Source organism: Streptomyces sp. ISL-1 (genome assembly GCF_018614585.1).
GTDB classification, from domain to species: Bacteria; Actinomycetota; Actinomycetes; order Streptomycetales; family Streptomycetaceae; genus Streptomyces; species Streptomyces maoxianensis.
In genome coordinates this window covers 18,106-43,414 of record NZ_JAGGOI010000002.1, presented here as the reverse complement: position 1 = coordinate 43,414, position 25,309 = coordinate 18,106, and the positions used below count along the sequence as shown (strand labels likewise).

General features: G+C 67.5%; 23 protein-coding genes and 3 pseudogenes. 12 read left to right on the top strand and 14 right to left on the bottom strand.

Annotated features, from left to right (window positions below; translation table 11 throughout):
• Window positions 1-7: 7 nt before the first annotated feature.
• Window positions 8-382 (bottom strand): hypothetical protein, encoded by a 375-nt coding sequence (locus J7E87_RS00920; protein WP_215088985.1) that lies wholly within the window; start codon window positions 380-382, stop codon window positions 8-10.
• 361 nt (window positions 383-743) lie between these two features.
• Here J7E87_RS00920 and J7E87_RS00915 point away from each other — a divergent pair, with 361 nt between their 5' ends.
• From J7E87_RS00915 to J7E87_RS00890, 6 genes are read left to right on the top strand one after another with little or no spacing between them, the layout of a single operon-like run.
• On the top strand, window positions 744-1,742 hold the full coding sequence (locus J7E87_RS00915) for a 3-oxoacyl-ACP synthase III family protein (protein WP_251016789.1): 999 nt from the start codon (window positions 744-746) through the stop codon (window positions 1,740-1,742).
• A gap of 1 nt (window position 1,743) precedes the next feature.
• Entirely contained in the window at window positions 1,744-2,694 is a 951-nt protein-coding gene (locus tag J7E87_RS00910) for a hypothetical protein (protein WP_215088984.1), read from the top strand.
• A complete protein-coding gene (locus tag J7E87_RS00905; protein WP_215088983.1) occupies window positions 2,694-4,658 on the top strand; it encodes a fatty acid CoA ligase family protein in 1,965 nt (654 codons plus the stop codon). Before J7E87_RS00910 ends, J7E87_RS00905 begins: the two co-directional genes overlap by 1 nt.
• Window positions 4,655-5,689: an NAD-dependent epimerase/dehydratase family protein gene (locus J7E87_RS00900; RefSeq protein ID WP_308312797.1), complete on the top strand. Its 1,035-nt coding sequence runs from the start codon at window positions 4,655-4,657 to the stop codon at window positions 5,687-5,689. Before J7E87_RS00905 ends, J7E87_RS00900 begins: the two co-directional genes overlap by 4 nt.
• A 2-nt stretch (window positions 5,690-5,691) precedes the next feature.
• A complete protein-coding gene (locus tag J7E87_RS00895; protein WP_215088981.1) occupies window positions 5,692-8,838 on the top strand; it encodes a non-ribosomal peptide synthetase in 3,147 nt (1,048 codons plus the stop codon).
• Window positions 8,835-9,518, top strand: coding sequence for a formyltransferase family protein (locus J7E87_RS00890; protein ID WP_215088980.1), 684 nt, complete (start codon window positions 8,835-8,837; stop codon window positions 9,516-9,518). The genes J7E87_RS00895 and J7E87_RS00890 overlap by 4 nt, the downstream gene beginning before the upstream one ends.
• 172 nt (window positions 9,519-9,690) lie before the next feature.
• On the opposite strand, the gene J7E87_RS00885 is transcribed toward J7E87_RS00890, so the two are convergent.
• The 3 genes from J7E87_RS00885 to J7E87_RS00875 form a co-directional block, all read right to left on the bottom strand.
• A complete protein-coding gene (locus J7E87_RS00885; RefSeq protein ID WP_215088979.1) occupies window positions 9,691-10,443 on the bottom strand; it encodes a transposase family protein in 753 nt (250 codons plus the stop codon).
• Between the two features lie 137 nt (window positions 10,444-10,580).
• Entirely contained in the window at window positions 10,581-10,814 is a 234-nt protein-coding gene (locus J7E87_RS00880; protein ID WP_215088978.1) for a hypothetical protein, read from the bottom strand.
• A gap of 374 nt (window positions 10,815-11,188) precedes the next feature.
• Complete coding sequence (locus J7E87_RS00875; protein WP_215088977.1) at window positions 11,189-11,437, bottom strand: pyridoxamine 5'-phosphate oxidase family protein; 249 nt, start codon at window positions 11,435-11,437, stop codon at window positions 11,189-11,191.
• A gap of 499 nt (window positions 11,438-11,936) precedes the next feature.
• On the opposite strand from J7E87_RS00875, the gene J7E87_RS00870 reads away from it, so the two are divergent.
• Complete coding sequence (locus tag J7E87_RS00870) at window positions 11,937-12,458, top strand: SET domain-containing protein-lysine N-methyltransferase (RefSeq protein WP_215088976.1); 522 nt, start codon at window positions 11,937-11,939, stop codon at window positions 12,456-12,458.
• A 109-nt stretch (window positions 12,459-12,567) separates the two neighbouring features.
• Here the strand turns inward: J7E87_RS00870 and J7E87_RS00865 are convergent, their stop codons facing one another.
• The 5 genes and pseudogenes from J7E87_RS00865 to J7E87_RS00850 form a co-directional block, all read right to left on the bottom strand.
• Window positions 12,568-12,777: a hypothetical protein gene (locus J7E87_RS00865; RefSeq protein WP_215088975.1), complete on the bottom strand. Its 210-nt coding sequence runs from the start codon at window positions 12,775-12,777 to the stop codon at window positions 12,568-12,570.
• 121 nt (window positions 12,778-12,898) lie between these two features.
• Entirely contained in the window at window positions 12,899-13,051 is a 153-nt protein-coding gene (locus tag J7E87_RS00860) for a hypothetical protein (RefSeq protein ID WP_215088974.1), read from the bottom strand.
• Window positions 13,052-13,336: 285 nt separating this feature from the next.
• The gene (locus J7E87_RS00855; RefSeq protein ID WP_215088973.1) at window positions 13,337-14,350 is read right to left on the bottom strand and encodes a DNA-directed RNA polymerase subunit alpha; all 1,014 of its coding nucleotides are present in this window, start codon (window positions 14,348-14,350) and stop codon (window positions 13,337-13,339) included.
• 89 nt (window positions 14,351-14,439) lie between these two features.
• A pseudogene (locus J7E87_RS34685) lies at window positions 14,440-14,673 on the bottom strand (hypothetical protein); the annotation flags it as partial.
• Between the two features lie 599 nt (window positions 14,674-15,272).
• Window positions 15,273-15,464: a hypothetical protein gene (locus J7E87_RS00850; RefSeq protein WP_215089019.1), complete on the bottom strand. Its 192-nt coding sequence runs from the start codon at window positions 15,462-15,464 to the stop codon at window positions 15,273-15,275.
• Between J7E87_RS00850 and J7E87_RS00845 the strand changes: the two genes are divergently transcribed.
• The gene (locus J7E87_RS00845; RefSeq protein WP_215088972.1) at window positions 15,375-16,205 is read left to right on the top strand and encodes an NAD-dependent epimerase/dehydratase family protein; all 831 of its coding nucleotides are present in this window, start codon (window positions 15,375-15,377) and stop codon (window positions 16,203-16,205) included. The two genes, J7E87_RS00850 and J7E87_RS00845, sit on opposite strands and share 90 nt — an antisense overlap.
• 159 nt (window positions 16,206-16,364) lie before the next feature.
• On the opposite strand, the gene J7E87_RS00840 is transcribed toward J7E87_RS00845, so the two are convergent.
• Window positions 16,365-16,928 (bottom strand): hypothetical protein, encoded by a 564-nt coding sequence (locus J7E87_RS00840; RefSeq protein ID WP_215088971.1) that lies wholly within the window; start codon window positions 16,926-16,928, stop codon window positions 16,365-16,367.
• Window positions 16,929-17,095: 167 nt separating this feature from the next.
• Here J7E87_RS00840 and J7E87_RS00835 point away from each other — a divergent pair, with 167 nt between their 5' ends.
• Window positions 17,096-17,407 carry a hypothetical protein gene (locus J7E87_RS00835; protein ID WP_215088970.1) on the top strand — a complete coding sequence of 104 codons (312 nt, stop codon included), beginning with the start codon at window positions 17,096-17,098 and terminating at the stop codon, window positions 17,405-17,407.
• Here the strand turns inward: J7E87_RS00835 and J7E87_RS00830 are convergent.
• Window positions 17,382-18,125, bottom strand: a pseudogene (locus J7E87_RS00830) (transposase); the annotation flags it as partial. The gene J7E87_RS00835 and the pseudogene J7E87_RS00830 overlap by 26 nt on opposite strands.
• 98 nt (window positions 18,126-18,223) lie before the next feature.
• On the opposite strand from J7E87_RS00830, the gene J7E87_RS00825 reads away from it, so the two are divergent.
• Entirely contained in the window at window positions 18,224-19,084 is an 861-nt protein-coding gene (locus tag J7E87_RS00825) for an SMI1/KNR4 family protein (protein ID WP_215088969.1), read from the top strand.
• Between the two features lie 72 nt (window positions 19,085-19,156).
• Here the strand turns inward: J7E87_RS00825 and J7E87_RS00820 are convergent, their stop codons facing one another.
• Entirely contained in the window at window positions 19,157-21,118 is a 1,962-nt protein-coding gene (locus tag J7E87_RS00820) for a hypothetical protein (RefSeq protein WP_215088968.1), read from the bottom strand.
• A 226-nt stretch (window positions 21,119-21,344) separates the two neighbouring features.
• On the opposite strand from J7E87_RS00820, the gene J7E87_RS36345 reads away from it, so the two are divergent.
• Entirely contained in the window at window positions 21,345-22,235 is an 891-nt protein-coding gene (locus tag J7E87_RS36345) for an IS630 family transposase (protein WP_374195111.1), read from the top strand.
• 203 nt (window positions 22,236-22,438) lie between these two features.
• Here the strand turns inward: J7E87_RS36345 and J7E87_RS00810 are convergent.
• Window positions 22,439-23,065, bottom strand: a pseudogene (locus J7E87_RS00810) (NAD-dependent epimerase/dehydratase family protein); the annotation flags it as partial.
• 112 nt (window positions 23,066-23,177) lie between these two features.
• Between J7E87_RS00810 and J7E87_RS00805 the strand changes: the two are divergent.
• Window positions 23,178-23,828, top strand: coding sequence for a ScbR family autoregulator-binding transcription factor (locus J7E87_RS00805; RefSeq protein WP_215088966.1), 651 nt, complete (start codon window positions 23,178-23,180; stop codon window positions 23,826-23,828).
• Between the two features lie 56 nt (window positions 23,829-23,884).
• Here the strand turns inward: J7E87_RS00805 and J7E87_RS00800 are convergent, their stop codons facing one another.
• The gene (locus J7E87_RS00800) at window positions 23,885-24,814 is read right to left on the bottom strand and encodes a ScbA/BarX family gamma-butyrolactone biosynthesis protein (RefSeq protein WP_215088965.1); all 930 of its coding nucleotides are present in this window, start codon (window positions 24,812-24,814) and stop codon (window positions 23,885-23,887) included.
• Window positions 24,815-25,309: the final 495 nt, after the last annotated feature.

Here is a 25,309-nt window from a genome sequence, read left to right as displayed (position 1 = left end):
CACCACGTCACCATCGAGGTGCGATGTGTTGTTCCTCGACCGCCTCGAAGAGGTCGGCGTAACCATCGAGTTCGGGGCGCACCCAGCGTTTGAGGCCCTCCAGTTCCAGGATCCTGCGGTGCTCGGGATCGTCCCAGTCCATGGCAAGCAGATGTGCCGTCCAGGCGTCGGCGCGGCCGGGGTCGAGGGTGTCGAGTGCGGAAATCGGCCAGGAGCGTCCGGTCGATTGCGCACAATCGGGAGTCTCGCGAGCCGTTTTCTCGCGCCCGCACCCTCGGGGCACGGCGAGTCGGACAGTGCAGATCCTCCGCGATTCAAGCACGACGGGCCGAAACAACATAGGCGCTTCCGCTTTCCGATGCAGCGTCAGATCGGTATGCACGTCGACACCTTCCCGTCATATTCGGCCGCCAATTTCTGGCCATCACGCACGGCAATCCTCCATTAGCGACGAGTGGTGATCATCACAGGCTCGCAGTGTGAGACCTACCCGAGCGGTGCGCTAACGTCATCGGGCAGCGCACCGGATGTCCGGGATTCCCCGAAGTGGGACCAGGCCGGATCGGCAAAGAAGCCGAATTCATTGAGGCCGTCACCGGAAAGAACACGGCACGGATAGAGATCGCCTGACGTCTATTCACTTTCCACCGCACCGGTGCGCCGTATGAACGAGAAACCACCAGGAGAGGTTTGTGCACAACAGTCGCTTAGAGTCCATCGGGGTGTATCTCCCCTCGGCGGTCATGAGTACTCCGGAACTCCTCACTCGCATGGAGAAAACACCGGAATTCGACCTCTTCAAGATCACCGGAATGGCCGAGCGCCGCGTCGCGGACGACACCGCCGACGTCCCCGAGGACTGTCTCACGATGGCAGTCTCGGCAGCGCGCGACTGCCTGGACCGCTCGCGTTACGCTCCCGACGAGATCGACATCGTCATCTCCTGTTCCATCAGCCGCACGACAGACGGCCGACGCCACCAGTTCGAGCCGTCGTTCGCCCATCGCATCGCCCAGGAGCTCGGCGCGACCAGCGCCATTCACTTCGACGTCTCCAACGCCTGCGCGGGCATGATGACCGGCGTCTATCTGCTGGACCGGATGATCCGCTCCGGTGAGGTGCGCAACGGCCTGGTGCTCAGCGGGGAGCACATCACCCCGATCGCCTTCACCGCCGCGCGCGAGATGGAAGACAGCCGGGACCCCCAGTTCGCGTCCCTCTCCGTCGGCGACTCGGCCGTCGCCGCGCTCGTCGACCGGGCCACCGACGACGCAGACGTCATCCACGACATCGAGCTGATGACCTGCTCGGAGTACTCACACCTGTGTCTGGGCATGCCCAGCGACGACACCGGCGACCTGGCGATGTACACGAACAACCAAATGATGCACGCCGAGGACCGCCTCTCGCTGTGGCCGACCTTTCACCGCGACAAGCTGGCCGACGACGGTCGCCGATTCGCCGACGAGGGATACGACTTCGTCGTCCAGCACCAAGTCGGCAGCCGGTTCATCGACTTCATGAACAACGTGGGAGAGAACATCTTCGGCACACCGATGCCGCAGTCGCTGTCGGTCGTCGAGAGGTTCGCCAACACCGCGACCACATCCCACTACCTGGTCCTGCACCAGGCACTCGCCGAACGCCGAATACCCAAGGGATCCAAGATCCTCCTGGTGCCCGCCGCCTCGGGTGTGGTGACCGGTTTCCTGTCCGCGACCGTCTCCTCCCTGGAGGTATGACATGGCCACCGTCATCACCTCCACCGCACTCAGCCCGTCCGACGACGCCGGCAGCGCGATCGGGTACGCGGCATCGGCCGGCAGCGCCTGCCTCCAGCAGGCCGGGCTCACGCCCGCGGACGTCGACGTTCTGATCAACGTCGGCGTCTACCGCGACTCCAACATCTCCGAGCCGTCCGTCGCCGCGCTCATCCAGAAGCGCATCGGCATCAACCTGGACTACCTGCATGACATCGACAGGCAGGCCGCGTTCTCGTTCGACCTGATGAACGGCGCCTGCGGTGTGCTCAACGCCGTCCAGGCCGGCGGTTCGCTGCTGGCAGTCGGCAGTGCCCGCCGGGTGCTGGTGGTCTCGGCCGACACGCACCCCTCGATGGACCCGACCAGGGCGGGCACCGCCGAGTTCCCGTACGCGAGCACAGGCGCGGCACTGCTGCTGGAGCGCAGCGACGACGCCCGGGGCTTCGGCCGGGTGCACCACCGGTCGCTGCCGGGCGCGCACGGCGTCAACGGATACATACCGCTGAACGAGGCCGGCTCCGAGGGCCGGAACACCATCGCCGTCGACCGCGACGGCGGCGTACTGGAGCGGATGCTCGATCTGGCCGTCGACTCGGTGCACGGCGCTCTGGCAGCCGAGTACGGCACGGACGCCGCCGCGGCGCCGGCGGCCGCCCTCGACCGCACGCTGCTCATCACCTCCCAGCCGTCGCCCGACTTCGCGTCCCGCCTCGCCAAGCGCCTGGGCCTGGCATCCGATGCCGCCGTCACCGTCGAAGGCGTCAAGGGCGACCCGCACACGTCGGCACTGGCCTACGGCTTCCGACAGGCACAGGACGCGGGCAGGCTCGCGGGCCATGACCGGCTCCTCTTCCTCGCCGTCGGCGCGGGGCTAAGCTCGGCAGCCTCGCTCTACGACCTGACCGGCGACGCCGAGGGAGCCGCGCGCTGATGCCCGGCACCACGACCGGACTGCGCCGGGACGCGTTCCTGGCCGAACTCCTCGCCTGGCACGCCGTCCGTACGCCCGACAAGGCAGCCGTCATCCATCCGGACGACCGGCTGGAGTCGGCCGGCCGGCCCGGCTATGCCTCGGTCGACTACGCCGAGCTCGCCGCCAAGGTCACCGCGTGCGCCACCGGTCTCAAGGGGCACGGCATCGGCCGCGGTACCCGTACGGCCCTGCTGGTGACTCCTGGGGCCGACTTGCTCACCCTGGTCTTCGCGTTGATGCACATCGGCGCGGTTCCGGTGGTGGTCGATCCCGGCATGGGGCTGGGCCGCATGCTGGACTGCATCCACCGGGTGCGTGTCCGGGCCTTCATCGGCGTACCGTCCGCGCACATCCTCCGGCGCCTGCGCCCGCGTGCCTTCGCCGGAGTGCAGAGCGTGATCAAGGTGCGCCAGAAGAACGGCGCCGGACTCGAGGAGCTGACCGCCCTCGGTGCAGGCCTGCCGCACCTTCCTCCGCTGGAGTCCGGACCGGACGATCTCGCGCTGATCGGCTACACCACCGGCAGTACCGGCCCGGCCAAGCCGGTCGAGATCACCGTCGGCATGCTGCAGGGAATGGCGTACGGCGTCGAGAGCGGGCACTTCACCGCCGACATGACCACCACCCTTCTCACCCTGCCGCTGATGGGTGTGTTCGACCTCGCGGCGGGCCGCACGGTGGTGGTGCCGAAGATGAACATGGGCCGGGTCGGCGCCGCCGACCCCGCGCTGCTGACCGACGCGATCCAACGCTTCGATGTGAACGCCATGTTCGCCTCCCCCGCACTGCTGGGCCCGCTCTCGGCCCATCTGGCGGAGTCCGACGCCCGGGTGCCGTCGCTGCGCATGGTCGTCTCCGGTGGCGCTCCGGTGAGCCCCGAGCTGATGAGCGCGCTGCGCGCCGTACTGCCCGGTGAGGCACGCGTGTTCAGCACCTACGGGTCGACCGAAGCGCTGCCGATGGCACTTGTCGAGAGCAGGGAGGCACTGGCCGGGCCGGCCGACGGCCCGGCTGAGGGCATGGGTGTCTGCGTGGGCCGGCCCGCACCCGGCACATCGGTGCGCACCATCGAGGTCAGCGACCGGCCGGTCCCCCGCTGGACGCCCCAACTGCCCGTGGGAGAAGGAGTAATAGGCGAGATCGTCGTCAGCGGCCAGGCGGTCAGTCCGCGCTACTTCCAGTCGTCCCAGGCCGACGCCGAGCACAAGATCCAGGACGGCGAACGTCGTTGGCACCGCACCGGTGACGTCGGATGGCTGGACCGTGAGGGGCGCATCTGGTTCTGCGGACGCAAGAGCCACCGCGTCCGCACCTCGAGCGGCGACCTGCACACGGTGCGCTGCGAAGGCGTCTTCACCACCCATCCGCAGGTCAAGCGCACAGCGCTGGTGGGCTTCGGCCCGCACGGAGAGCAGCGACCTGTGCTGTGCGTGGAGCTCGCGCCCGGCGCCGAGCGGGGGCACTGGCCCCGGATCGAGAGTGAGTTGCGCGCCTTGGGCGCGAACAACCCGGTGACCAAGACGATCGACGACTTCCTGCCCCACCCCGCCTTCCCCGTGGACATCCGCCACAACGCCAAGATCCGCCGGGAGCTGCTGGCCGGCTGGGCCGAGTCCCAGCTCACCGGAAGCCGCCGCCCGTCCGGCGCCGACCAGGCGCTGCGCGCCGTCCCGCTGCTCGGATGGGCCTACCTGGCGGCCTGGCCTCTGCTGCCCTGGGACCATGCGGCGCTGACCGCGCTGTGGTGGGTCGACGCCTTCCTCAGCGTCGTCGTCCATGCGGTCCAGATACCGTCCGCGCTGCGCGCGGAGCAGGAACTCGCCACCGGGCGCAGGCCATGGGCGACGGCCGCGCTCACGATGGTGTTCGGAGCCACGTGGTGGCGTCGGCGCAGCAGCAAGACGAAGGGTGTTGCCGCGTGAAGGCACTGGTGACGGGCGCGTCCGGGTTCCTGGGCAGCCACATCGTCGACGCCTGCGTACGCGTCGGCGACGACGTGCGGGTACTCGTACGCGAAGAGAGCGATCTGAGCTATCTGCGCACTGTTCCCGGTGTCGAGTTCGCGTACGGAGATCTCCGCGACGCCGCCTCCCTGCGCCAGGCGATGGACGGCATCGACGTCGTGCACCACAGTGCGGCCCGGGTCACCGACAGGGGTACCCGAGCCCAGTTCTGGGACGAGAACGTCGCGGGCACCAAACGCCTCCTGTCGACGGCCCGGGCAGCCGGGGCACGACGCTTCGTGTTCATCAGCAGCCCCAGCGCGCTGATGGGCATTCGCGGCGGCGACCAGCTCGACATCGACGAGAGCGAGCCCTTCCCCGCACGCCACCTCAATCTCTACTCGGAGACCAAGGCCGCCGCGGAACCCCTGGTGCTGGCCGCGGACCGTACGGACTTCACCACCGTCGCACTGCGCCCCCGAGCCGTGTGGGGTCCGCGTGACCACTCCGGCTTCATGCCGCGGCTGATCGCGAAGATGATGACGGGCAGCCTGCCCGATCTCTCCGGCGGCAGGCGGGTGTACGCCTCGCTGTGCTACTGCGAGAACGCCGCCGACGCCTGTGTACGGGCGGCGCGTGCCGACGGAGTCGGCGGCCGGGCGTACTTCATCGCCGACCAGCAGCCGGTGGAGATCTGGAGCATGCTCGCCCTCCTCGCCGAGCGGTTCGGCGGCAAGCCCCCGACCAAGCAGGTCTCCCACGGCCTGCTGCGCGCGCTCGCGTTCACGGCGGACATGGTCTGGAAATTGCCGCCGCTGGCCAAGCACTCCTCGCCGCCGCTCTCCCGGTACACGCTGGCCCTGTTGACCCGTTCGGCGACGTACGACACGTCAGCGGCGCGGCGGGATCTGACCCCGCCGCTGGTGGACCACGACGCCGGGATGGCGCAGCTGGAAGCGTGGATCGACAGCATCGGCGGCGTCAACGAGTTCGTCAGGAAGGTGAAGTAGTCATGACCGCGCAGCATGTCGCCTCGGGCAGCGGCGCCGGGACCGGTCCTCGCGGCACGGCCGCCTTCCGCCGGCCTGTCTCTGCGACCGAGTGGTCCTATCTGGCCGCTGCCCGGCTGGGTGAGCTGCTGGTGCTCCAGCTGGTCGTCGAGGGCGCCGGGCCGATCGACGCCCTGGCCCTGAGCCGGGCCGTGGCCGAGGCCTCGGCGTCCTGCCCGGGCTCGCGGCTGGTGCGCCGCGGCAGGATGTGGGTCGACAGCGGACGTCCGGCCCGGGTCGTGGTCGCCGAGGGAAGGGGCTTCGACCGCACGACGTTCACGGGCCTGCCGGAGCTCACCGGCCCGTTGGCCGAGTCGGAAGGCCGCCCGGGCTGCGAAGTGCTGCTGCTCATCGGCGAACCGAGCACCGTGGTCTTCCGCGCCTCCCACGCCGTGATGGACCTCAAGGGCACGGTGATCTGGGCCGCCGAGGTGTTCCGCGCTCTGCGCGGCGAACCGCTCCACGGCGCCGCCGACTCGCTGGCCGACTACGCGCTGCTGGATGCGGTGGGCCGGACCGGTCAGCGGCCTCGCCTCGGGCTCGACCAGCGCTCGCCGCTGGGCGGCCGCCCGGGGAACGGCTCGGTATGGCGGCGGCGTACGCTCCCAGGTCGGCACGCGGCGTTGGCCGCGAAGGTGGCGGCCGCGGTTGCCAGAGCCGTGGCAGGCTCCGCCGCCCGGATCATGGTCCCGGTGGATCTGCGGCGTCACGCTCCCGGCGTGTCGTCGACAGCCAATCTGGCCCTGCCGGTGTTCCTCGACATCCCGGCCGGCCAGGGCACGGATGCGGTCCACCGACGGTTGCTCAAAGCGCTGGCCTCCCGGCAGGAACTGGCGGCCGGGGCGGAAGCTGCCCTGGCCCGCCTGCCACTGCCCGCAGCCGCAGCATTGGTTCGCGCCTCGCGCGCCGCCACTACGGCACGGCACCGGTATCTGACGTCGGCCATCGTGTCCAACGCCGGCCGGCTGGTGCCGGAGGATTTCAGCGCCGGGGAGTTCACCGCGACGAGCGTGTACGCCCTTCCGGTGCATGCGCCCCTGATTCCGGTCAGCATCGCGCTGCTGGAACTGCCCGAGCACACCGAGCTGGTGATCTCCGCCCGCGGGGCGGCGGACGTCGGCGAGCGCTGCGAGGAGCTGCTGGACCGCATCGACTCCGCACTGGGCACAGCCCTCCCGGCCCCATACGCACCGCTCGTGGCACCGCCGCGGGAGCCCGGCGCGGCCGAACTCCTGCTTGCACCCGGCCCCGGCGGGCTTCCTTCGCCGGACACCACAGTGCTGCAGCTGTTCCGTGCGCGGGCCGCCCGCCGTCCGGACGCGCCCGCTGTGCTCGGCGACAACCTGCATTGGTCGTACGCGGAGCTGGACCGCCGCTCCGACGCCGTCGCGGCCGAACTGCTCTCCCGTGGAGTCGGGCGCGGCGACGTCGTCGGTGTCCTGGCGGACCGCTCGGCACTCGGCCTGGCCGGAGTCTGGGGCGTTCTCAAAGCCGGCGCGGCCTTTCTGCCCATCGACGTACGCAATCCGGCGCGCCGGGTCGAGGAGCTGCTGCACGACGCGCAGGTCCGCTTCTGTCTCACGGAGACGACCGCGTGCGCCAAGGCGGAGGGAGGCGACTGCACGACGATCCTCCTCGAGGACATCGCGAGCGACGACGCGACCGTCGACGAGCACCAGCGAGCGGCCCTCACCGCTGCCGCTCCCGGCCCGGACGATCTGGCGTACGTCATCTACACCTCGGGGTCCACCGGCAAGCCCAAGGGCGTACAGATCGAGCACCGCAGCCTGACCAACGTCGTCGGCTGGATATCCCCGTTCATGCGGTGCGACGAAGAGACCCGGGCCGCGTACTCCTTCTCCCCCGGCTTCGACCTCTCGATCATGCAGATCTTCCCGCCCCTGCTGCACGGCGGCGCCGTCGTACCGGTGCCCGGCGAACTCGACCACCTCAAGCTGCGCGAGATGTTCTCCGGACGGCAGGCCAACACGCTCGGGATGACGCCGACCCACCTCGACCTCGCCGCACGCCTCGGCATCCGCCCCACGGGCATCCGGGCCCTCCAGGTCGGCGGCGAGAACCTCACCGCGGCTGGCAGCAGCCGGGCACGCGCGGCCTTCGGACCTGACTGTCTGTTCGTCAACATCTACGGTCCCACCGAAGCAACGGTGGCCTGCACCGTCGCCGTCGTCGGCGACGACACCGCACGCCCGTCCGCGCCGATCGGAGTACCGGTGCACCGCACCTCCGTGGCGGTACTGGACGAGCGGGGGAACGAAGTCCCGGACGGCGAGCTCGGCGAACTCCATGTGACCGGCGTTCAGCTGGCCCGCGGATACCTCGGCCGCCCCGACCTGACAGCCGACCGATTCGTCTACCTCACGGACGGCCGACGCGCCTACCGCACCGGCGACCTGGTGCTCCGCCTGCCCGACGGGCAACTCGAGTACGCGGGCCGGATCGACTCCCAGGTGAAGATCCGCGGTCACCGGGTCGAGCCGGGCGAGGTCGAGGCAGCGCTCACCGCTCTGCCGGACATCGCACAGGCCGCGGTGGTCGCCCGCCCCCGGCCCGACACCGGCACGCCAGCTCTGTGCGCCTTCGTGGTGCCGGCCGAGGGTGCGGCTGCCTTCGACGAGGCAGCCGTACGGGCGGAGCTGGAGCAGTCGTTGCCGTCCCACCTGGTGCCCTCGGTCGTACGCGCGGTCTCCGGGCTGCCGGAGACCGCCAGCGGCAAGACGGATCGCAATGCGTTGCCAAATCCTTTCGACCATGCGCCGGTGGAGCCGGAGAAGGTCCCGGCAACGCCCCCCGCGGGCCCGAGGCCTCCAGCGGCCGGGAACGGTCCGGGACCCGGCACCGCAGCGGTGACGGCCGAGATCTGGGCCCGCATCCTGCAGTGCGAAACCACGGACCTCGATTCCTCGTCCGACTTCCATGCGCTCGGCGGCGACTCACTCGCCGTCCTGGAAATGCTGGCCGCACTCGGCGAAGAGCTCTTGAGCCGAGCCGCGGAGCAGCAGTTCCTGGCCCAGCTCGGCTCCCTCAGCGAGAATCTGACGCTCGGCCGAGTCGTCGAGACCGTCGAGGCGCTGCGGAGCACGTCGTGATCTTCGTCGGAGAGGGCGCGCTGCTCTGGCGCGCCGTACAGCACACACTCGACCACAACCTGCCCGTGGACCTGGTCTGCGGCCCTGCCCCCGCCGCAGAGGCTGCTCGACCCGACGTTCCCATTCGTGCCGTCGCGGACGTCAACTCCGTAGCCGCCGAGCTGGTCGCCGCCAGCACGGACGGCGTCGTCTGGTCGCTCAACAACCGGATGATCTTCCGCACACCGGTGTTGTCCACCGGACTGCGCATCCTCAACATCCACCACGGCCCGCTGCCTGCCTATCGGGGGCTGCCCGAAGTAGCCCTGGTGTACGCGATGCTGCACGGCGAGCGGGAGTTCGCCGCGACGCTCCACCAGGTGGATGAGGGCATCGACACCGGCCCCCCTCTGGCCGCCAATTCCTATCCAATCGGCCCGGACGAGCCGTACCACGTGGTGCTGCGCCGCGGATTGCAGACCTGCCACCAGCTTTTCGAGCGCTGTGTGCCCCTCGTGGCAGCCGACCCCGCCTGGGCCGGAGAGCCCACCCCGCCCACCGGCGCGGACGACGGCGACTACTTCGGCCGCAAGGCACTGGCGCGCCTCCCCCAGCACCGCAGCCACCCGAACTTCGCCCGCGCCACCGACCTGGGTTTCCTGGCCGGCTACCTCCCGGAGCTCGCCACAGCCCTGCGATGACGCGGGCAGTCATCCGCGCGCCACTCGGCCCGGCCCGAGCCGGCGCATGGGCTCCGCACCCCTGACATCTGTCAGGACCGCGCCGATGCCGGCCTCGCCTACGGTTCGCCAAGGCCACAAGGAAGAAGGCCACGGGGGACATCGGAAGGAAGCGCACTGAGCCTTTTCCACCTCATGCTGAGGCGTGGTGAAGGACGAGGACGGCCTTCACGATGTCGGTGATCCGGTTTGTGCTGCAGCGGAGTTTTCGCAGCAGGCGCCAGGTCTTCAGCGTGGCCATGGCCTGCTCGCCGACGCAGCGGATCTTGGCGTGGCTGCTGTTGTACCGTCGCTTCCATCGCTTGAGGCGACGTCCTCGGAAGGGTACGCGGACCGGTCGGCCGGCACCCTGGTAGGCCTTGTCCGCCCAGCACTTCAACCCTGCGGCGGCAAGGGCGTCGATGATGCCGTGGGAACGGGCTGCTGTCAGGTCGTGGGTGGCGCCGGGCAGGGCCGGTGATGCCCACAGCAGGCGGCCGAACGGATCAGTGAGGACCTGGACGTTCATGCCATGGCGCTTGTGCTTGCCGGAGTAGTACGGGGTGTCGGCGGCGATCCGGTCGATCGGCAGCAGGGTGCCGTCCAGGATCACGAACGCCTTGCGCGCGGCCGTCTTCATCACCTCGGCCAGAGTCGGGGCGAGGGCCGCCAGCACTTCGATGGCCTCGCGTATGTAGCGGTAGACGGTCGCGATGCCGACGCCGAACCCGGCGGCGAGCTGGGCGTAGGTGTCCCCGCACCGAAGATGAGCGAGAGACAGCAGAGCCTGCTGGCCGGCGGACAGGCGCCGCCACCGCGTACCGATCTCCCTCTGCCGGACGGCGAGCTGCCTGCTCAGATACCGCAAGGTGCGGCTGGACAGATCGATCGACGATGGGTAGACCAAACACGCGAAGCTCCTGGTGGACGTGGGTGATCTTGGTCGAGAACCCGTCTACCAGGAGCTTCGTCGTTCCGTACAGCCCAAAGCCCCCAACGTCCCAGCGTCGCCGCCAGGTTGGAAATGGCTCAGTGGATGGCCTCTCAGACGTGATCGACGAGTTGCGCAAAGCCCCTCTGGCGCGCGCAATGCGCGCAGCAGAAAAATTGTCCGTCCGCTTGAAGGCCGTGGCCGAGGATACGGCACTGGCAGTTGTCGCAGATCGGTGCCAACCTCTGGGCGGCGCACTCGATGCTGTCGAAGGTGTGGACAGCTCCTGCGGCATGAACCTCGAACGCCATCTCGTAGTCGTTGTTGCAGACCTCGCACACGGCCATGAACGTCAGCTCCTCGTTATTGGGTGCATGGACAAGACAGGGGCCTTTGGCCGACCTTCCTGGACGGTAGCGAGGAGCCGCGCCGGACCTGCCGCGGCACGTCCACCGGGACTCGACCGGCATACATCAATCACTCAGCTGGCGCGGCTCCGGACGGGCCGCCGCCTGCGGCTCGTGTCACACAGCTCACGCGGGAACACCTCCGCCAGCCGCGGCCCACACGACCGCGGACACGAGCACCGGGATGAACAGGGCGGACAGCAGCAGCCGCAGTCCCAGGGCACCAGCTCATCCAAGGATGAGACGTGCATGAGGCCTCCCCGCGAGCGGTGGGCCCACAGTCCGTGAACGCGTTCACGCCCGCCGGAAACGGCTTACATCGCGGGCTGCGGGGCCGGGGCCAGACGGTATTCGGTGACCAGATCGGGCCTGATCCGTACGACGTAGCTCTTCTGCCCTCCGATCCAGGGAGTCAACACCCTCTGCCAGTGGGCCGCTTGCCCGTTGTCCCGTTCCAGGGTTGCCACTCCCGTGACGATCACGCTCCACCCCGCAGGGGATTCGGGGCCGATCACGTCGGCCTCGTAGGTGACTACACTCTCGGCGCCCGCGGGCCCCAACACCGCGGCGTCCGTACGAGGGGTCCAGAACTGGCGACCTCGCGTAAACAGCTGACGCGAAATTCGTCTGCGTGCGAGGGTTCGCAGTCACCGTGTGTGATCGCCTGGGCATAGTACGCCGGGCCCTCCGGCCTCATCGGCGAGGTGGCCGGTGGTGTCGCCGTGGTAGATGAGCATGCGGGCGACCACGGGTGCAGGTGTCTGGAGGACACGGTGACGGATGGCTGCGGTGCGTCCCCGCTGAGTAGACCCGGATTGAACGCTCGGGCGGCTGCGTAGTGCGACCAGCCGCTGAGGCGTCTGGCCGTCTCGATTCGGCCTTGCCGATGGGCCGGATATCAGGCGCAAAGTAGCGTCGTGAGGTGTCGCGCCACTTGGGTATCTTGCAGACGATCAGTCGGAATCGATCATTCGTGCCATGCCCTGCGGATGGTCCCCGGCGTAGGGAACGCCCGCTTCATCCGTGATCGGCTCGCGGGTAGAGCTGCAGAGAGCAGGCAGCGTGAACGACGGCTACGAACTCCAGCGAACCGACGCCAAGGGGGAAGGCGTGTTCGCCACCCGGTCCTTCCAGGTCGGCAAGACAGTGATGGTCGGTGTCATCGACCGCGAGCTGGACCACAACCACTCCCATGCCTCCCAGGTCGGCGAGAAACGGTTCGTGCTGCACAGCGGGCTCATCCCCAAGGTGAACCACTCCTGCGAGCCGAACTGCGGAATCCGCCTCAACGCCAGCGGCGCCCACGACCTCATCGCCCGCCGGCCCATCACAGCAGGCCAGGAGATCACTTTCGACTACGCCATGCGGAATTACTCCGTCGATCACTTCGCCGCCCACTGTCAGTGCGGCTCACCGCGCTGCCGTGACCGCATCACCGGCTGGAAGGATCTACCAGCCGAGCGCAAAGCGGACTACCACGGCTTCGTCGCCCCCTATCTCACCGACATCGACAACCCGCCCGTTACCGAGCAGGCCGGCCAGGTCGCGCTGATCGAGCGAAGGACGCCGCCCAGAGTCCGGTGACATGACCGAGAAGGCCTCGACTGCCCCCTGGACAAGGGACTCCCAGGCTCGGAAGGCCGTCCTCGTCCATCACCACACCTCGCCGTGAGGTTGGAAAAGGCTCACGGGGTCACCGTGTGCGGTCGCCGGGAGCGTAGTGGCGCCAGGTGCCTCCGGCCTCGGCTGCAAGCTGGGCGATGGTCTTATCGTGGTAGCCGAGCATGCGGGCGATCACGGTTGCCGGGGCCTGGAGGACGAGGTGGCGGATCGCCGCTGTGCATCCTCGCTGGGTGGGGAAGCCCAGACGGCGGAGCCGGAGTTCGATGGTTTCTGTGGTCATGGGCTGTCCGGCTCGGCGGCCGGGGAAGAGCCATCGGGCCTCGGGGCTGTCCGACACCCTCACGGGCCGTGGACAGCGAACCGTCCCACACCGCCACCACGCTGCGGCAAGTATCGACGATCTACTCGTCGGCCGCCGCGCAGGCGTCGGGATCGCGCGGGTCAAAGTCCAGCAGCCGTACGTGATCGGCCAGGAGCGGCAGTTCACCCGCCGCCGTACGGTCGTGCCTCGCCAGCGGCGCGGGCACCGCCTCCTGCGTAGGCAGAACGACCACCAGCGGGCCGCCCGTATTCCGGACGACCCGCGGGAAAACCGATGGCAGTCCCGCGTCGGCCCGCACCCTACCGATCAACCCCTGCGGCGCGAATCACGCCAGCACACAGGCCAGTTCAGCCTCCAGCAGCCTGCCCGTCACGACCGTGAAGTCCCCATGCCCTACCGGCCGGAGTCCGAGGACATGAGCCCTGCCCCTCGCAAGACTGGTCCAGCCTGAAGAGCTCGTCGTGCACCTGGCCGCCCGGTCCGGGGGACTCCCGGCTCCCGCGCGACCTGACAGCGTTCAGTACTGCTCGGTCTCGACGAAACCCGTGTCCGCGGCGCCGAAGGCGTCGGCAGCGGCCGTCGGGTCGAATCCGGGCGGGCTGTCCTTGAGCCCCAGGCCCATGCCGGCCAGCTTCACCTTGACCTCGTCGATCGACTTCGCACCGAAGTTGCGGATGTCGAGCAGGTCGGCCTCGGAGCGCGCCAGGAGCTCACCCACGGAGTGGACGCCCTCACGCTTGAGGCAGTTGTACGAGCGGACCGTGAGCTCCAGCTCCTCGATCGGCAGCGCCAGGTCGGCGGCGAGGGCGGCGTCCGTGGGGGACGGGCCCATGTCGACGCCCTCGGCGTCGATGTTCAGCTCGCGGGCCAGACCGAACAGCTCGACCAGGGTCTTACCGGCCGAAGCCATGGCGTCACGCGGACGCATGGCCTGCTTGGTCTCGACGTCGACGATCAGCTTGTCGAAGTCGGTGCGCTGCTCGACACGCGTGGCCTCGACCTTGTACGTGACCTTCAGAACCGGCGAGTAGATCGAGTCGACCGGGATACGACCGATCTCCTGTCCCACCTGCTTGTTCTGCACGGCGGAGACGTAACCGCGGCCCCGCTCGACGGTCAGCTCCATCTCCAGCCTGCCCTTGCCGTTGAGCGTGGCGAGGACGAGGTCGGGGTTGTGCACCTCGACACCGGCCGGCGGGGCGACGTCAGCAGCGGCGACCAGGCCGGGACCCTGCTTACGCAGGTACATCACGACCGGCTCGTCCTGCTCCGAGGAGACGACCAACTGCTTGATGTTCAGGATCAGGTCGGTGACGTCCTCCTTGACGCCCGGCACGGTGGTGAACTCGTGCACGACACCCTCGACCCGGACGCTGGTAACCGCAGCACCGGGGATCGAGGACAGGAGCGTACGACGGAGCGAGTTACCGAGGGTGTAACCGAAGCCCGGCTCCAACGGCTCGATCACGAACCGGGAACGGAACTCGTCGACGACCTCTTCGGTCAAAGACGGACGCTGAGCAATCAGCACGAGGTATTACCTCCAGTGTTCGGCGCCCGCTATGTGACGCCATAGACACTACGAAGGGTACGGGCGGTACAGCTTCCAACGAGGCCGCACCGGGCGGCCTCCACCTCGCGGCGGAAGCGAGCACGAAAGCCCGGCTCGTCGGCGATGTACGGCCGTACGACCTTCACCGTGACCCGGCGCCCGCCGCGCGACCGGCCGAGGAAGACCTCGCCCATGCCCCCGGCACCGAGCCTGCCATGCAGCACGTACCCGCCGATCACCGGCCTTGAGCCCCTGCACCGCCGCCACCGAGCACCCCCGTCCTGGTCCCGACGCCGCACCATAGCGCAGCCGGGGGACCCGATTTAACTGCACGGCTGTCCCACGTTTTTCCACCGGCGACCCCTGATATAAGGCGGAGCCAGCCGCCCCAAAACACAAAAGACCAGTTCAGAGGCTTAGAGCTCGATTCTCGTCACAGAAACCAAACCTCTGACCTACGCATTACGAGTGCAGCGTGTCCAGACCCCTCCACCACAGACCACGTCCTGCCTCACGGCAGTTGCAGGGTCACGGGCGTAGAGCAACAGCGCTATGTCTCATCGATCCGAACCAGTCCGAAGGCGTCGCTCACCCCTCTGCTCCTGGGACTTTTCAGGGACTTTCAGCGCTGTCTGAGGGACTTCCGAGGGACTTTTCACCGCCTAACGCGGCAAGCCCCCGAAAGATCGGAAAGGGCCTCCGGCGCAGGTCAGAGGCCCTTTCCGAGGCAAAGCCGCAGGTGACGGCAGACGAGTCGGGCTGTACGCCGGGGAGAATCACCGCAACGCTATGACCTGCGCAAACGTTCAGGGAGGGCGCTTCCGTGGCTACCTCGATGGCTACGTAAGGAGGCGCCCCCGTCCCGGGGCGGTCCGGACGGGGGCTTCGTCGTTCCCGGGGTTCAGACGGTCTGCTCGATGCGCTCGAAGATGTCCGAGTCCGTCTCCTGCTGCCACGCTGGCAGATCGGCCCAGTCGGCGACGTAGCCGGGCTTCAGGTCCTTATGGGCCTCGATGCTCACTTCATCGAAGGCGACATCCAGGACGCAGCGCTTCTGGACCGGGTCTTCCACGGCGCGGACGCGATCGTCCATCTGGCCGCCCTGCCATCTGTACCGCGCTCCGTGAAGGACCCCGTGGCCAGCCACCACGCCAACGCGACCGGAACCCTCCAGGTTCTCGAAGCCGCCCGCCGCGCTGACAACCTGCACGTGATCGCAGCTTCCTCATCATCCGTCTACGGTGCTAACCCGCACCTCCCGAAGCATGAGGACCTCACCACCGCCCCGATGAGCCCGTACGCGGTCACCAAACTCGCCACCGAGGCATACCTGGGCGCGTACCACCACAGCTACGGCCTGCCAGTCCTGCCCTTCCGCTTCTTCAACGTCTACGGCCCCGGCCAGCGCGCCGACCATCCCTACGCCGCGGTCATCCCGAAGTGGATCAGCGCCACGCTCGCCGGCCAGCCCGTCACCGTGCACGGTGACGGCACTCAGACGCGGGACTTCACGTACGTAGGTTCCGTCTGCCGTGTACTCACCGACGCGCTCCTGCGCCGGGTTGTCGAATTTCGCCCGGTGAACCTGGCCTTCGGGACACGTCTGCCCCTTCTGGACCTGATTCCTGCGATCGAGGCCACAACCGGAATCCGTGCTCTGAGGAAGCACACGACCACTCGCGTGGGAGATGTCCCCCATTCCCAGGCCGACGGCACACGCCTGCGAGCGCTTTTCCCGGCCGTGAAGCCTGTACCGATACTCGAGGGCATCTCAGCAACGATCGATTGGCTTGGCACCTCGATCGCGGGTCCCTGTCGCCAGAGTGTCCAATAGGGACCTCTGGTCCCTTCCCAGCTCCGGCGGGCATGCGCGGTGCCGAACTCCTCTACCGGGTCGGCGACCTCAAGCGGTGGGCTCGCAACCGGCCTCGCGCCGCCGTCGGTATCACCGAGCTGACCTGACCGCGAAGGGAGTGTGCATGGTCAGTACCGCCTACGAGAGCAGGAAGTCAACCGCACAGTTGATGCGTTTGCCAAGGTCGCTGAGCATGTACTGGGCGCTTGGGTTGAGCGTGGACAGGTTGTCGCCCAGGCTGTACTGGACGCGTCGATGGTGGGCGCCGATTCCCTGGAAGACCATCGGGACCATCTTGAGCATGTGAATGTCCGTCGGCCCCGGCGTGACGAACCAGCCGTTCGGTACGGGGAAGAAGCGGTCGAAGGCCTCAAGTGCTGTTGGGATCTCGCTGGCCGGGATTCCGGAGTACCTCGACATCCACGCGAACTCCTGGTCCTTCCGGTCGTCGAGGCAGAACCCTCCCCATCCCCAGAGGAACTGCTGCCAGAAGGCTGCGTAGCGCCGGAAGTTGGGCTGTTGCCGCAGCCAGTCCATGCCGTCGTGAAACGAGGTCGGCAGAGCGTGGTACGTCAGCCCTCGAAAGAAGAAGAACTTTCCGTCCTCCGACATCCCCAGCTCCGGCGGCCCGTCCAAGTTCGCGAGCGCGTAGTCCACGGCAGCCTTGAGGATGGCGAGTCGGGCCCGGTGTTCGAAGTACATGCAGGCTTGGAGCTCTGGGTATTTGCCCTCCTGCAGGGCCGCCTTACAACTCGCGCTGTCGCTCGACGCCGAGTGTGGGTCGAAGCCGCCCCCGTCGAGTTCGCGTGCGTAACCGTGTCTTTCTCCGCTTCGGCCGGGTTCGCTTTGACACGCCTGACACTCCCGATGTGGACGGTCTGCTGTTCCAGTACGGGACCCATGCCTTCGACGGCCCCGCGACGTTCAACTTGGACTTCACCCGGCAGTTCGACGTCGTTGACAGCGACGGCGATCACGACCATTACGTGCAGGTGCACTGCGAACTGCGCTACCGGCTCGATCCTGCTCTGCAGGATCTGGGGAGCTTCAACTCGTGGTTTTTCCACGACGCCGAGGACGACCTCGACCACTGGGCCCAGGCGCTGAGGCGCCAGCCGGTGTGGGTAGCGATTAGCGCGCTCAAGCCCGCGGAGATCAGGGTCTACCAGGTGCCGGTGTAGGCGTTCGCTTGAGGCTGGCGAAAGGACGTCCGCCCCAGCGGATGCCTTTCTCCCTGCGGGCGCGTTCACGGCGTTGGGCGGCCAGGACGTCGGGGTGGCGGGCGTTCTTGTTGCGCCAGCGCAGGTAGGAGTGCAGGGCTCGGGTCTGCACGGTGTGGTTGGGATGGTTGGAGTTGGCCACCGTGAACTGCCGCAGCGGTCCGAAATGCGCCTCGATCGGGTTCGCCCAGGACGCTTTGGTCGGGGTGAAGCAGAGCACGACCTTGTTCATCGTGGCCCAGCGCAGGATGCGTCGGTTCTTGTGCGCGGACAGGTTGTCCAGGATTACGTAGATCGGGGCTCCGTCCGGACGGGCCGCACGGATCGACTTCAGCGCGGCCCAAGTGGAGACGATGCCCTTGCGGCGTCGGTTGACCCCCCACAGGGTGTCATCGCCCACCGAATAGCAGCCGTGGAAATATCGGGTGCCGTGGGTCCGGCGATAGGTGGCTGGCAAACGGTCGGGCCGGCCCCGCTTCGCCCAGCAAGTGCCGGCAATGGGGCGGATGCCGAGCGGTCCGAACTCGTCGAAGGCAAAGGTACGGTCGGGGGCGCTCGTTGAGGGCGTACTCGATCCGGTCGAGCTTGGCCTCGAAGCCTGGGTCGGTGGACTCCTTCCAGGTCTTGGTGCGCTGGAAAGTGACCCGCGGCGGACGAGCAGGCAGCGCAGTCGGAGTCGGGTGCCGCTGCCCTGGGTACTGCTCCTCGCCATTGGTTGAGCCGTGATGCCCTGGGTCTGAGAGCCTGGGAGATCTGGCGAACGATGAGGAGCGGGCTGTGGCTGTTGGGTTACCGGCGGACGTGCAGGAGCGCAGCGAGAGGTTGGGGAGGGGGGTCAGGTACGCCTTGAAGGTGCTGTGCGGGCAGCTTGAGGACAATCCCCTGCTGGGCAGCCCCACGGGTGAGCCGTCTATGTACGTGGCACGGATCGACGGCGAGACTTTCGAGGACTGCCCGGAACTGAACGTGCAGTACGCCTACGGCCCTCCCGCGCTGGCCGAGGGGCAGGTACAGATCCTTGGTGTCGAGGCAGTGCAACCGGTTGCCGTCGCCCCGGAACGGGAGCTCGCAGGGGCCCCAGATCCCCGCCTGGAGGAGGTTGCGGCACGGCAGGTCACTGCCGCGTGGCAGCGCGTCGAAACGTGGTTGCGCGAGCATGCGCCCGTGTCGTTCGCTTCACTGCAAGAAGGAGCGTCAAGCGAGGAGATCGACAGCGCGGAGAGGGAACTCGGCGTCAAGATTCCGAGTGACCTGAAAGCTCTGTGGCATCTGCATCGCGGCGTCCAGTCCAGTTCAGGGGCGGCGTTTTTGCCGGACAATGCGAAGCTCATGACTATTGGCGAGGTCATCGAACTTCACCAGTACTGGGGGCAGGTCTACGACTTCGGCGACGGTCTGTGGGATCACCGTTGGATACCCGTCTGTACGCTCGGCGAACACAGTTGGTCGAATGGCCTCTACCTGGACGCCGGCACGGGCGAAGTCTGGTCCTGGGACGAGTTCGCCAACCGGCGGGTCGAGTTCGAGTCTTTGACCACCCTTCTTGAGGAGATGGCCGACGCCCTTGAGGCGCCTTCCCCGGCCGGTCCGGACAAACCTGGCGTGGTAGATGGTGCCCTCGTCTGGAGGGCTTCGTGACCTGCTGACGGGCCACGAGACGGGGGCGGGGGGCCAGCAATGCCGGCGCCCGCCCCCCTGCTTCGGTCGATGTCAGGCCTTGCGCCAGGAGCAGATGGTGCTTGCGTTCACGCAGTGCTCGAATCCTGGGTTGCTGACGAAGAAGCCGTCATTGTCCAGGAGGCGCCAGATGGAGGGCTGGAGCTTCTTGAAGGCACCTCGGTTCTGGTCGGCGTTGATTCCGGCCCGTCCGCACCGCTCTTTCCCAGTGGGTCCCTTGGTGGCCTTGCGGGTGTCGGCGAAGAGGCCGAAGTTGGCGCTGCCGTCACCCATCTTGTCGGTGTTGAGCTGGGCACACTCATCGCCGGAGGCCACCTGGTTGACACCGCCGGGAAAGCCGCCGCTCTCGTGGGTGGAGGCCATGGCGTACTCGTCGCAGTCCATGGTGCCCACGGAGGCATCGGTCTTGGGTGCGGTCCAGTTGCCGCATACCTTGTTGCGGCTCTTGTCCGAGTCCCACGGCTTGCCGTCGGGACCGGTCGCGGTCGAGTCGGGGCCGAAATAGTGCAGGAGCGAGTCCCACCTGACCGAGCCGGCGTGGTCGGGCATCTTCTCCTGCATCAGCCAGTAGTAGGCGCCCGCGGCAGGGTAGAGGTTGGTGTCGACGGTGTAGGTGGGCTTGAAGAACGGCAGCACGCAGCCGGGTGCGACGCCATTGGTGATGTCGTCGCAGCGCGGGGCGAGTTCCCGTACGGACTCGACTCCGCTGGTGCCCAGACCGACGGTCACCTGGAGGGCATTGCTGGCGTCCACGGTGCCGGTGATCGACCAGCCGAGGTCGATTGTCTCCTTGCCGGTGCCGTTCCATTGAGTCAGGTATCGTCCCCAGCGCCCGCTGAACTCCGTCGCGTCGTTGGCGTCCCAGTGTGCATCGGACGTGTTGTTCTGGTTGTCCGCCCACTTCGTCTGGGAGACAACGCAGGAGTCGCAGTTGTCTCCGGCGTTCCACTTGAGGGTGACGCCCTCAAGGTCCGGGTCGATTCGCGTCGGAACCAGGTAGATCTGCTGGTCGAACTCCGCGAAGTTGCTGCCGCTGCTGCCCTTATTGGGGTAGGCCTTGATGCGCTGTTGGATCTCGAAGTGGGCCATGCCGAGCGCGGGGCTGTCCGGATCGGTACTGAGGAAGTACATGTCAACGCCACCGACGTTCTTCAAGCAGGCTTCGGTGCGGTTCATGTAGTCCTTGCCCGCCGGTTTGTCGTAGCACCAGTCCACCAGCTCGGCGGCAGGGCTCCCAGGGGCCAGTCGAGGGTCAACAGGCGGACCATTCTTGGACGGCGGGGTCATCTCGAGACACAGCTTGCGGCCCTGGGGATCGGCTGTGGAGCACTTCCGGTTGCTCTTGCGGGCGCCAGGGGGATCGGCGTTGGAGGAAGTGCGCGTGAACTCTCGCACCTTCTGTGCGACCGGGTCGATAGTGGACGAGGTCTGGGGCGCGGGGAAAGTCACGTAGGGGTTGATGCGGAAGTTCGCGTACGGCGACCATTCGGTCTCGTACAGGCTGCCGTCGTAGGCGGAGGTGCGGAACGTGTAGGTCACGCCCGTCTTCAGCTTCCCGTACGGGACAGGGACCTGAGCGAGCTTGCCTGAGTCGACGTAGCCCGACACCAGGACGCCGTACTCTCCTGGGCCGTCCAAGTCGACCTTGGTCTTGGGCTTGCCGTTAGCGTCAGTCGTCCAGACCTCGAAGGTCAGGTTGCTTCTGTCGCCGTCTGGATCGGTGACGGTGTTGCGCAGCACGACGTCGGTGGTGATGACGTTCCAGGTGCTGCCGCTCTTGACGAACTGCGGGCCGGCTGACGGGTTCTTGCCCGATGCGGGGCGTTGTCCGCCGGCCGCGAGGTGTTCCGGTCCGGCAGCCGCAAGCGACGCCGGAGAGTAGGAGGGGCTGAGTGCGGAGTCGGCGGCCGTGGCCGTGCCTATGCCCGCGAGCAGAGCCAGGACGGCGCCCGCGGCAACGTTCCGTAGCCCTGACAGAGTGCGTAAGGGTCTCAACCTAGAGCCTTCCGTGTGCGTATGTATGTTCGATGCAAGCTCATCAGAAGGCATCTGTCGGCACCATGGCCTAACCAGCCACACTGCGACGGGAGTCGGCCGCGGTCGGCAAGGGTGGTCTCAACCTCGGTATCTGGTATGGGGCAACGACGGCCGGGAGGGCATCGCCTGTTGGATGCGCCGGTGGCAGGGCCACTGACCGGGACCGGGCCGGCGCAAGCCGGAGTTGGTACTCTCCGAGGCTGAGCGTGCGGAGCTGACCCGGTGGGCGCGGCGTGCGAAGATCGCGCAGTTCCTGGCGCTGCGGGCGAAGATCGTGCTGCGGTGCGCGGAAGGCGGGACGAACAAAGAGATCGCCGCCGAACTCGGTGTCTCGCACGGAACGGTGAACCGCTGGCGGTCGAGGTTCATCCGCTTACGGCTGGACGGGCTGACCGATGAGCCGCGTCCCGGCAGGCCGCCCTCGATCCTGCTGGACCAGGTCGAGGACGTGCTCACGGCGACGCTGGAGTCCACCCCCGGCAGGGACACTCACTGGTCGCGGGCCTCGATGGCGAAGCACTCCGGGCTGTCGAAGTCCACCATCGGGCGGATCTGGAAGAAGTTCGACCTCAAGCCCCATCTCCAGGACGCCTTCAAGCTCTCCACCGACCCGCAGTTCATCGCGAAGGTCGTCGATGTCGTCGGCCTTTACCACCATCCGCCCGAGAAAGCGGTGGTGCTGTGCGTGGATGAGAAGAGCCAGATTCCACAGCAGCAGCGTCCACAGCCGCTGTTCCGGGCTTACGTCTATCTCCTGGCCCGCAGTGTCGGTCAGCAGCAGCACCTCGACGGCGATGCCGCGCACCAGCAGCACAGCGCAGGCCCCCCACCCCAGGGCCTTGACCACCCGTCCTGCCAGGCCACGAGGCTGCGGCCTGGCGAGAAGCCATCCCAGGCACCGCCGACAAGGCATAGCAATCCCACGCCCCACAAGCCCACCGCCAAGCTCGCTCATCGTCCCGGCTGCGGCAGGTACTGCCTGTACCACGGCACGCTTCGGGCAAGCCCCTCGGCGAACGCGGGACCGGGCGTGCAGCCGGTCGCAGCCCAGAGGCGGCTCGCGTCGTACCAGTGATCGGTCGACAGCATGCTGAGGTACCGCTCGCGGGCGCCGATCTGCCGGAAGTGTGCTCGGGCTTCGTCCAGCGACATCGCATCGCCGGCCCCGGGGACCGTGATGCCCAACTCACCGGCCAGCGTCGCGCCGATGTCCCGGATGGCGACCGGCTCGGGGTGCGCCGCGTGCAGTACGCCCCCGGCGGGCCAGGAAACCGGATCCGCGGCCAGCTGCGCTACCGCCCGCCCCAGCGCGTCCACATCTATCAGGGAGGTCACGGCCGCCCCGCCGCCGACCCAGCCCGGTAGCTGCTGGAACAGGGCCGAGAGGGTCGGCACCACCCACCGGTCGCCCGGGCCGTAGACGAGGTGCGGCCGCACCACGCACCCGCCGGCCTCGCGCACATACGTTTCGGCGGCGAGCCGGCTGGCACTCGCGGCGGACACCGGAGCGGGGGCCACGGCCTCCTCCGGCAGAGCGCGGTGCGGCCCGTCCCCATAAACGGACGCCGTACTGAGGGAAACGATGCGCTTGGCTCCGGCCCGCACCGCCTCGGCGATCAAGGACTCGGTGCCCGCCCGGTTCACCCGGTCGCAGAGCTCGGGATCGGGGCCGACGTAACTCGCACAGTGCACAAGGACCTCGATACCATCACATATCCCTGCCAGGGATCCGGGCTGCTGGAGGTCGGCCACGACGCGTATCACACCGTCCGGAGAAGATTTCTCTGACACCGTCGCGGCGCGCACCAGCGCCAAAGACCGTACGCTCTGGCGCTTATTGAGGGACCGCAGTACTGCATTTCCTACGAAACCGGTCGACCCGGTGACCAGCACGGTCCGCTGCATGGCCGGTCTCCTCCTGTTGCCATCCATCGCATGGCGTGGGTTAAGATTCTGTTTCCACGGCGAAAGCATACCGGTCGACCAGTTTCTAAGGCTCCCCTCTGAGGAATCCCTCATGACCAGGCAACTCCGCGCAGAGCAGACCCGCACAACGATCATCGAAGCCGCAGCGGAGATGTTCGATCGTTACGGGTACGGATCCACCTCGTTGAGCGACATCGTCACCCAAGGGAAAGTGACCAAGGGGGCCTTGTACTTCCACTTCGCCTCCAAGGAGGGACTGGCTCACGCGGTAATGACGTTGCAGCATGAGCTGTCCATACGGGAGGCGCAGGAAGTTTCGAAGAAGAACCTGCCTGGCCTGGAGAGCCTGATTCGCATCTCGTACGGAATCGCGGATCAGGTGCTGCGAAACCCGGTGACACGTGCCGGAGTGCGGCTGACCCTGGAGAGCGGCTCGCTGCAGCAGCCGATGCGTGACCCCTACCGGGACTGGGTGAACGTCACGACCGAGCATCTGGAGCGGTCCGTCGACGAACTCCACGTGCGCCCCGGCGTCAACGTCCCATCCGCCGCCCAGTTCATCGTGAGCGCCTTCACCGGGCTGCAGTTGGTCACGCCGATGCTCGAGTCCCTCGACAAGCTTCCGCTGCGTATAGCGGACATGTGGGCGACGATTCTGCCCGGGCTCGTCCCCCCGCGCAAAGCCGCGTACTATCTCAACATGTCCGCGACCATCGCCGACGGCATGATGCGCGAACTCTAATCCCAGCCGGCCCTTGCCGCCCTCCACACCTCGGCACGTTCACGACCTCTGCGCGTTCACGCCAGGACGCACACCCCGATCTTCGGGCCCATCTCCACGGCGCCCCGGACAGCTGTCACCCCGCGCTGCGACAGCACCGCCGTCACTTTGTGCGCACCCGGGCCCACTTGATCGCCATTCGACGGCGAGAGCATGGCCGCGACCCGGCAGTCCTCGTCCAGCTCCAGCAGGCTGGTGAAGCGTGTCTCACCGGCCAGCGGCGCCCTTAAGGCACCGCCGAGCAACGCGATCGCCGCCTGCCGCATCGCCTCGAACGCCAGCATCCCCGGCACATGGTCCAACGGGTGGTCGAAGAGCGTCGGATGGTCGGTCAGAATCCGAAGCGGCCGGGTGCCCGTCTCGTCGAGGTCGCCGACCACCACGTCCCTGGACAATTCCCGCCCCACCAACTGCGGGTCCGCCGGAGCCACATACGGCGGCTTGCCCGGTTCCCCCGACCGCTCCGCCTGGCGCATTCGCGCGTAGACCCGGGGTCCCACACAGCGCAGCCAGCCGGCACCGTGGGCGCAAACGACCCCGTCCCGCACGAACTCGACGGCCACCCGCATGGCGTCGACACCGCGCGCCCGGTAGCGGATCTCGCCGACCTCCACCCGCGCCAGCAGCTCAACGGGGCCGTCCGACAGCGTCATTCTCTCGGGGAAACAGCGCCACGTCAGACGCTGCATCAGAAAGGAATGCTCCAGCGGGATTCCATAACCACTGTGCGCAATGAGAATTCCCGCCTGGCGAAGCGTTTCCACGACCATGAGCGGATCAATCATGACCCCGCCGATACTGTAGAAATTGTGCCGCTGGGGCCACTGCACAGCACAGACAAAACTGTCCGGACCCGAATGGCGCCAGTCCGTGAGAAAGACCTCCGAGACTGCTGCGCGATGCACTAACTCCCGGGCGACCGTGGACTGGTACGAAAACCCCTGCATCTCCGGACAACCCCGTGGTTGCCCCGGATCAGGTGAAGCCTTATTCACACTCGCACACACATCAGGCACGACAGACATCGTCCCTTCCCCCTCGATGAATCTGAGATCCAGAACATACCAACCGACAGGTCCTCCACGATGTGACATGGCTCACCCCGGTCAAGTCCCGCTCCCGGAAGGGCCGTTACTCGAGAACAGGAGGCGGAGGCAGAGCGCCCACTTGTCGCTTCAGCCAGGCCAAATGCGCGCCCTGGCAAGTCAATCGGAGCTCAACTCTCCGCAAGTGATATCCAGTTGACGGAACAGGGCGACCGGTATGTACTGGTCCCGCCACCGCCGCCGGTCTCAACCCGATCACGTGAGGCGCAATCGAAACATAGTCACGAAGCGCAGTCACGCCATTACGAAACGGGGTCAAGGGGAATGGCTACAGCAAGACAATCGATAAGCCGCGAAAGACTCGCCGGTTCAGCCGACGACCATTCTGCGCTACCC

Coding starts and splice junctions, on each gene's coding strand:
- J7E87_RS00915 (WP_251016789.1), top strand. CDS start 744: ATGAGTACTCCGGAACTCCTCACTCGCATGGAGAAAACACCGGAATTC.
- J7E87_RS00910 (WP_215088984.1), top strand. CDS start 1,744: ATGGCCACCGTCATCACCTCCACCGCACTCAGCCCGTCCGACGACGCC.
- J7E87_RS00905 (WP_215088983.1), top strand. CDS start 2,694: ATGCCCGGCACCACGACCGGACTGCGCCGGGACGCGTTCCTGGCCGAA.
- J7E87_RS00895 (WP_215088981.1), top strand. CDS start 5,692: ATGACCGCGCAGCATGTCGCCTCGGGCAGCGGCGCCGGGACCGGTCCT.
- J7E87_RS00880 (WP_215088978.1), bottom strand. CDS start 10,814: ATGGCCGTGTGCGAGGTCTGCAACAACGACTACGAGATGGCGTTCGAG.
- J7E87_RS00865 (WP_215088975.1), bottom strand. CDS start 12,777: ATGACCACAGAAACCATCGAACTCCGGCTCCGCCGTCTGGGCTTCCCC.
- J7E87_RS00845 (WP_215088972.1), top strand. CDS start 15,375: ATGGGCCTCGATGCTCACTTCATCGAAGGCGACATCCAGGACGCAGCG.
- J7E87_RS00850 (WP_215089019.1), bottom strand. CDS start 15,464: ATGGACGATCGCGTCCGCGCCGTGGAAGACCCGGTCCAGAAGCGCTGC.
- J7E87_RS00840 (WP_215088971.1), bottom strand. CDS start 16,928: ATGTACTTCGAACACCGGGCCCGACTCGCCATCCTCAAGGCTGCCGTG.
- J7E87_RS00805 (WP_215088966.1), top strand. CDS start 23,178: ATGACCAGGCAACTCCGCGCAGAGCAGACCCGCACAACGATCATCGAA.
- J7E87_RS00800 (WP_215088965.1), bottom strand. CDS start 24,814: ATGCAGGGGTTTTCGTACCAGTCCACGGTCGCCCGGGAGTTAGTGCAT.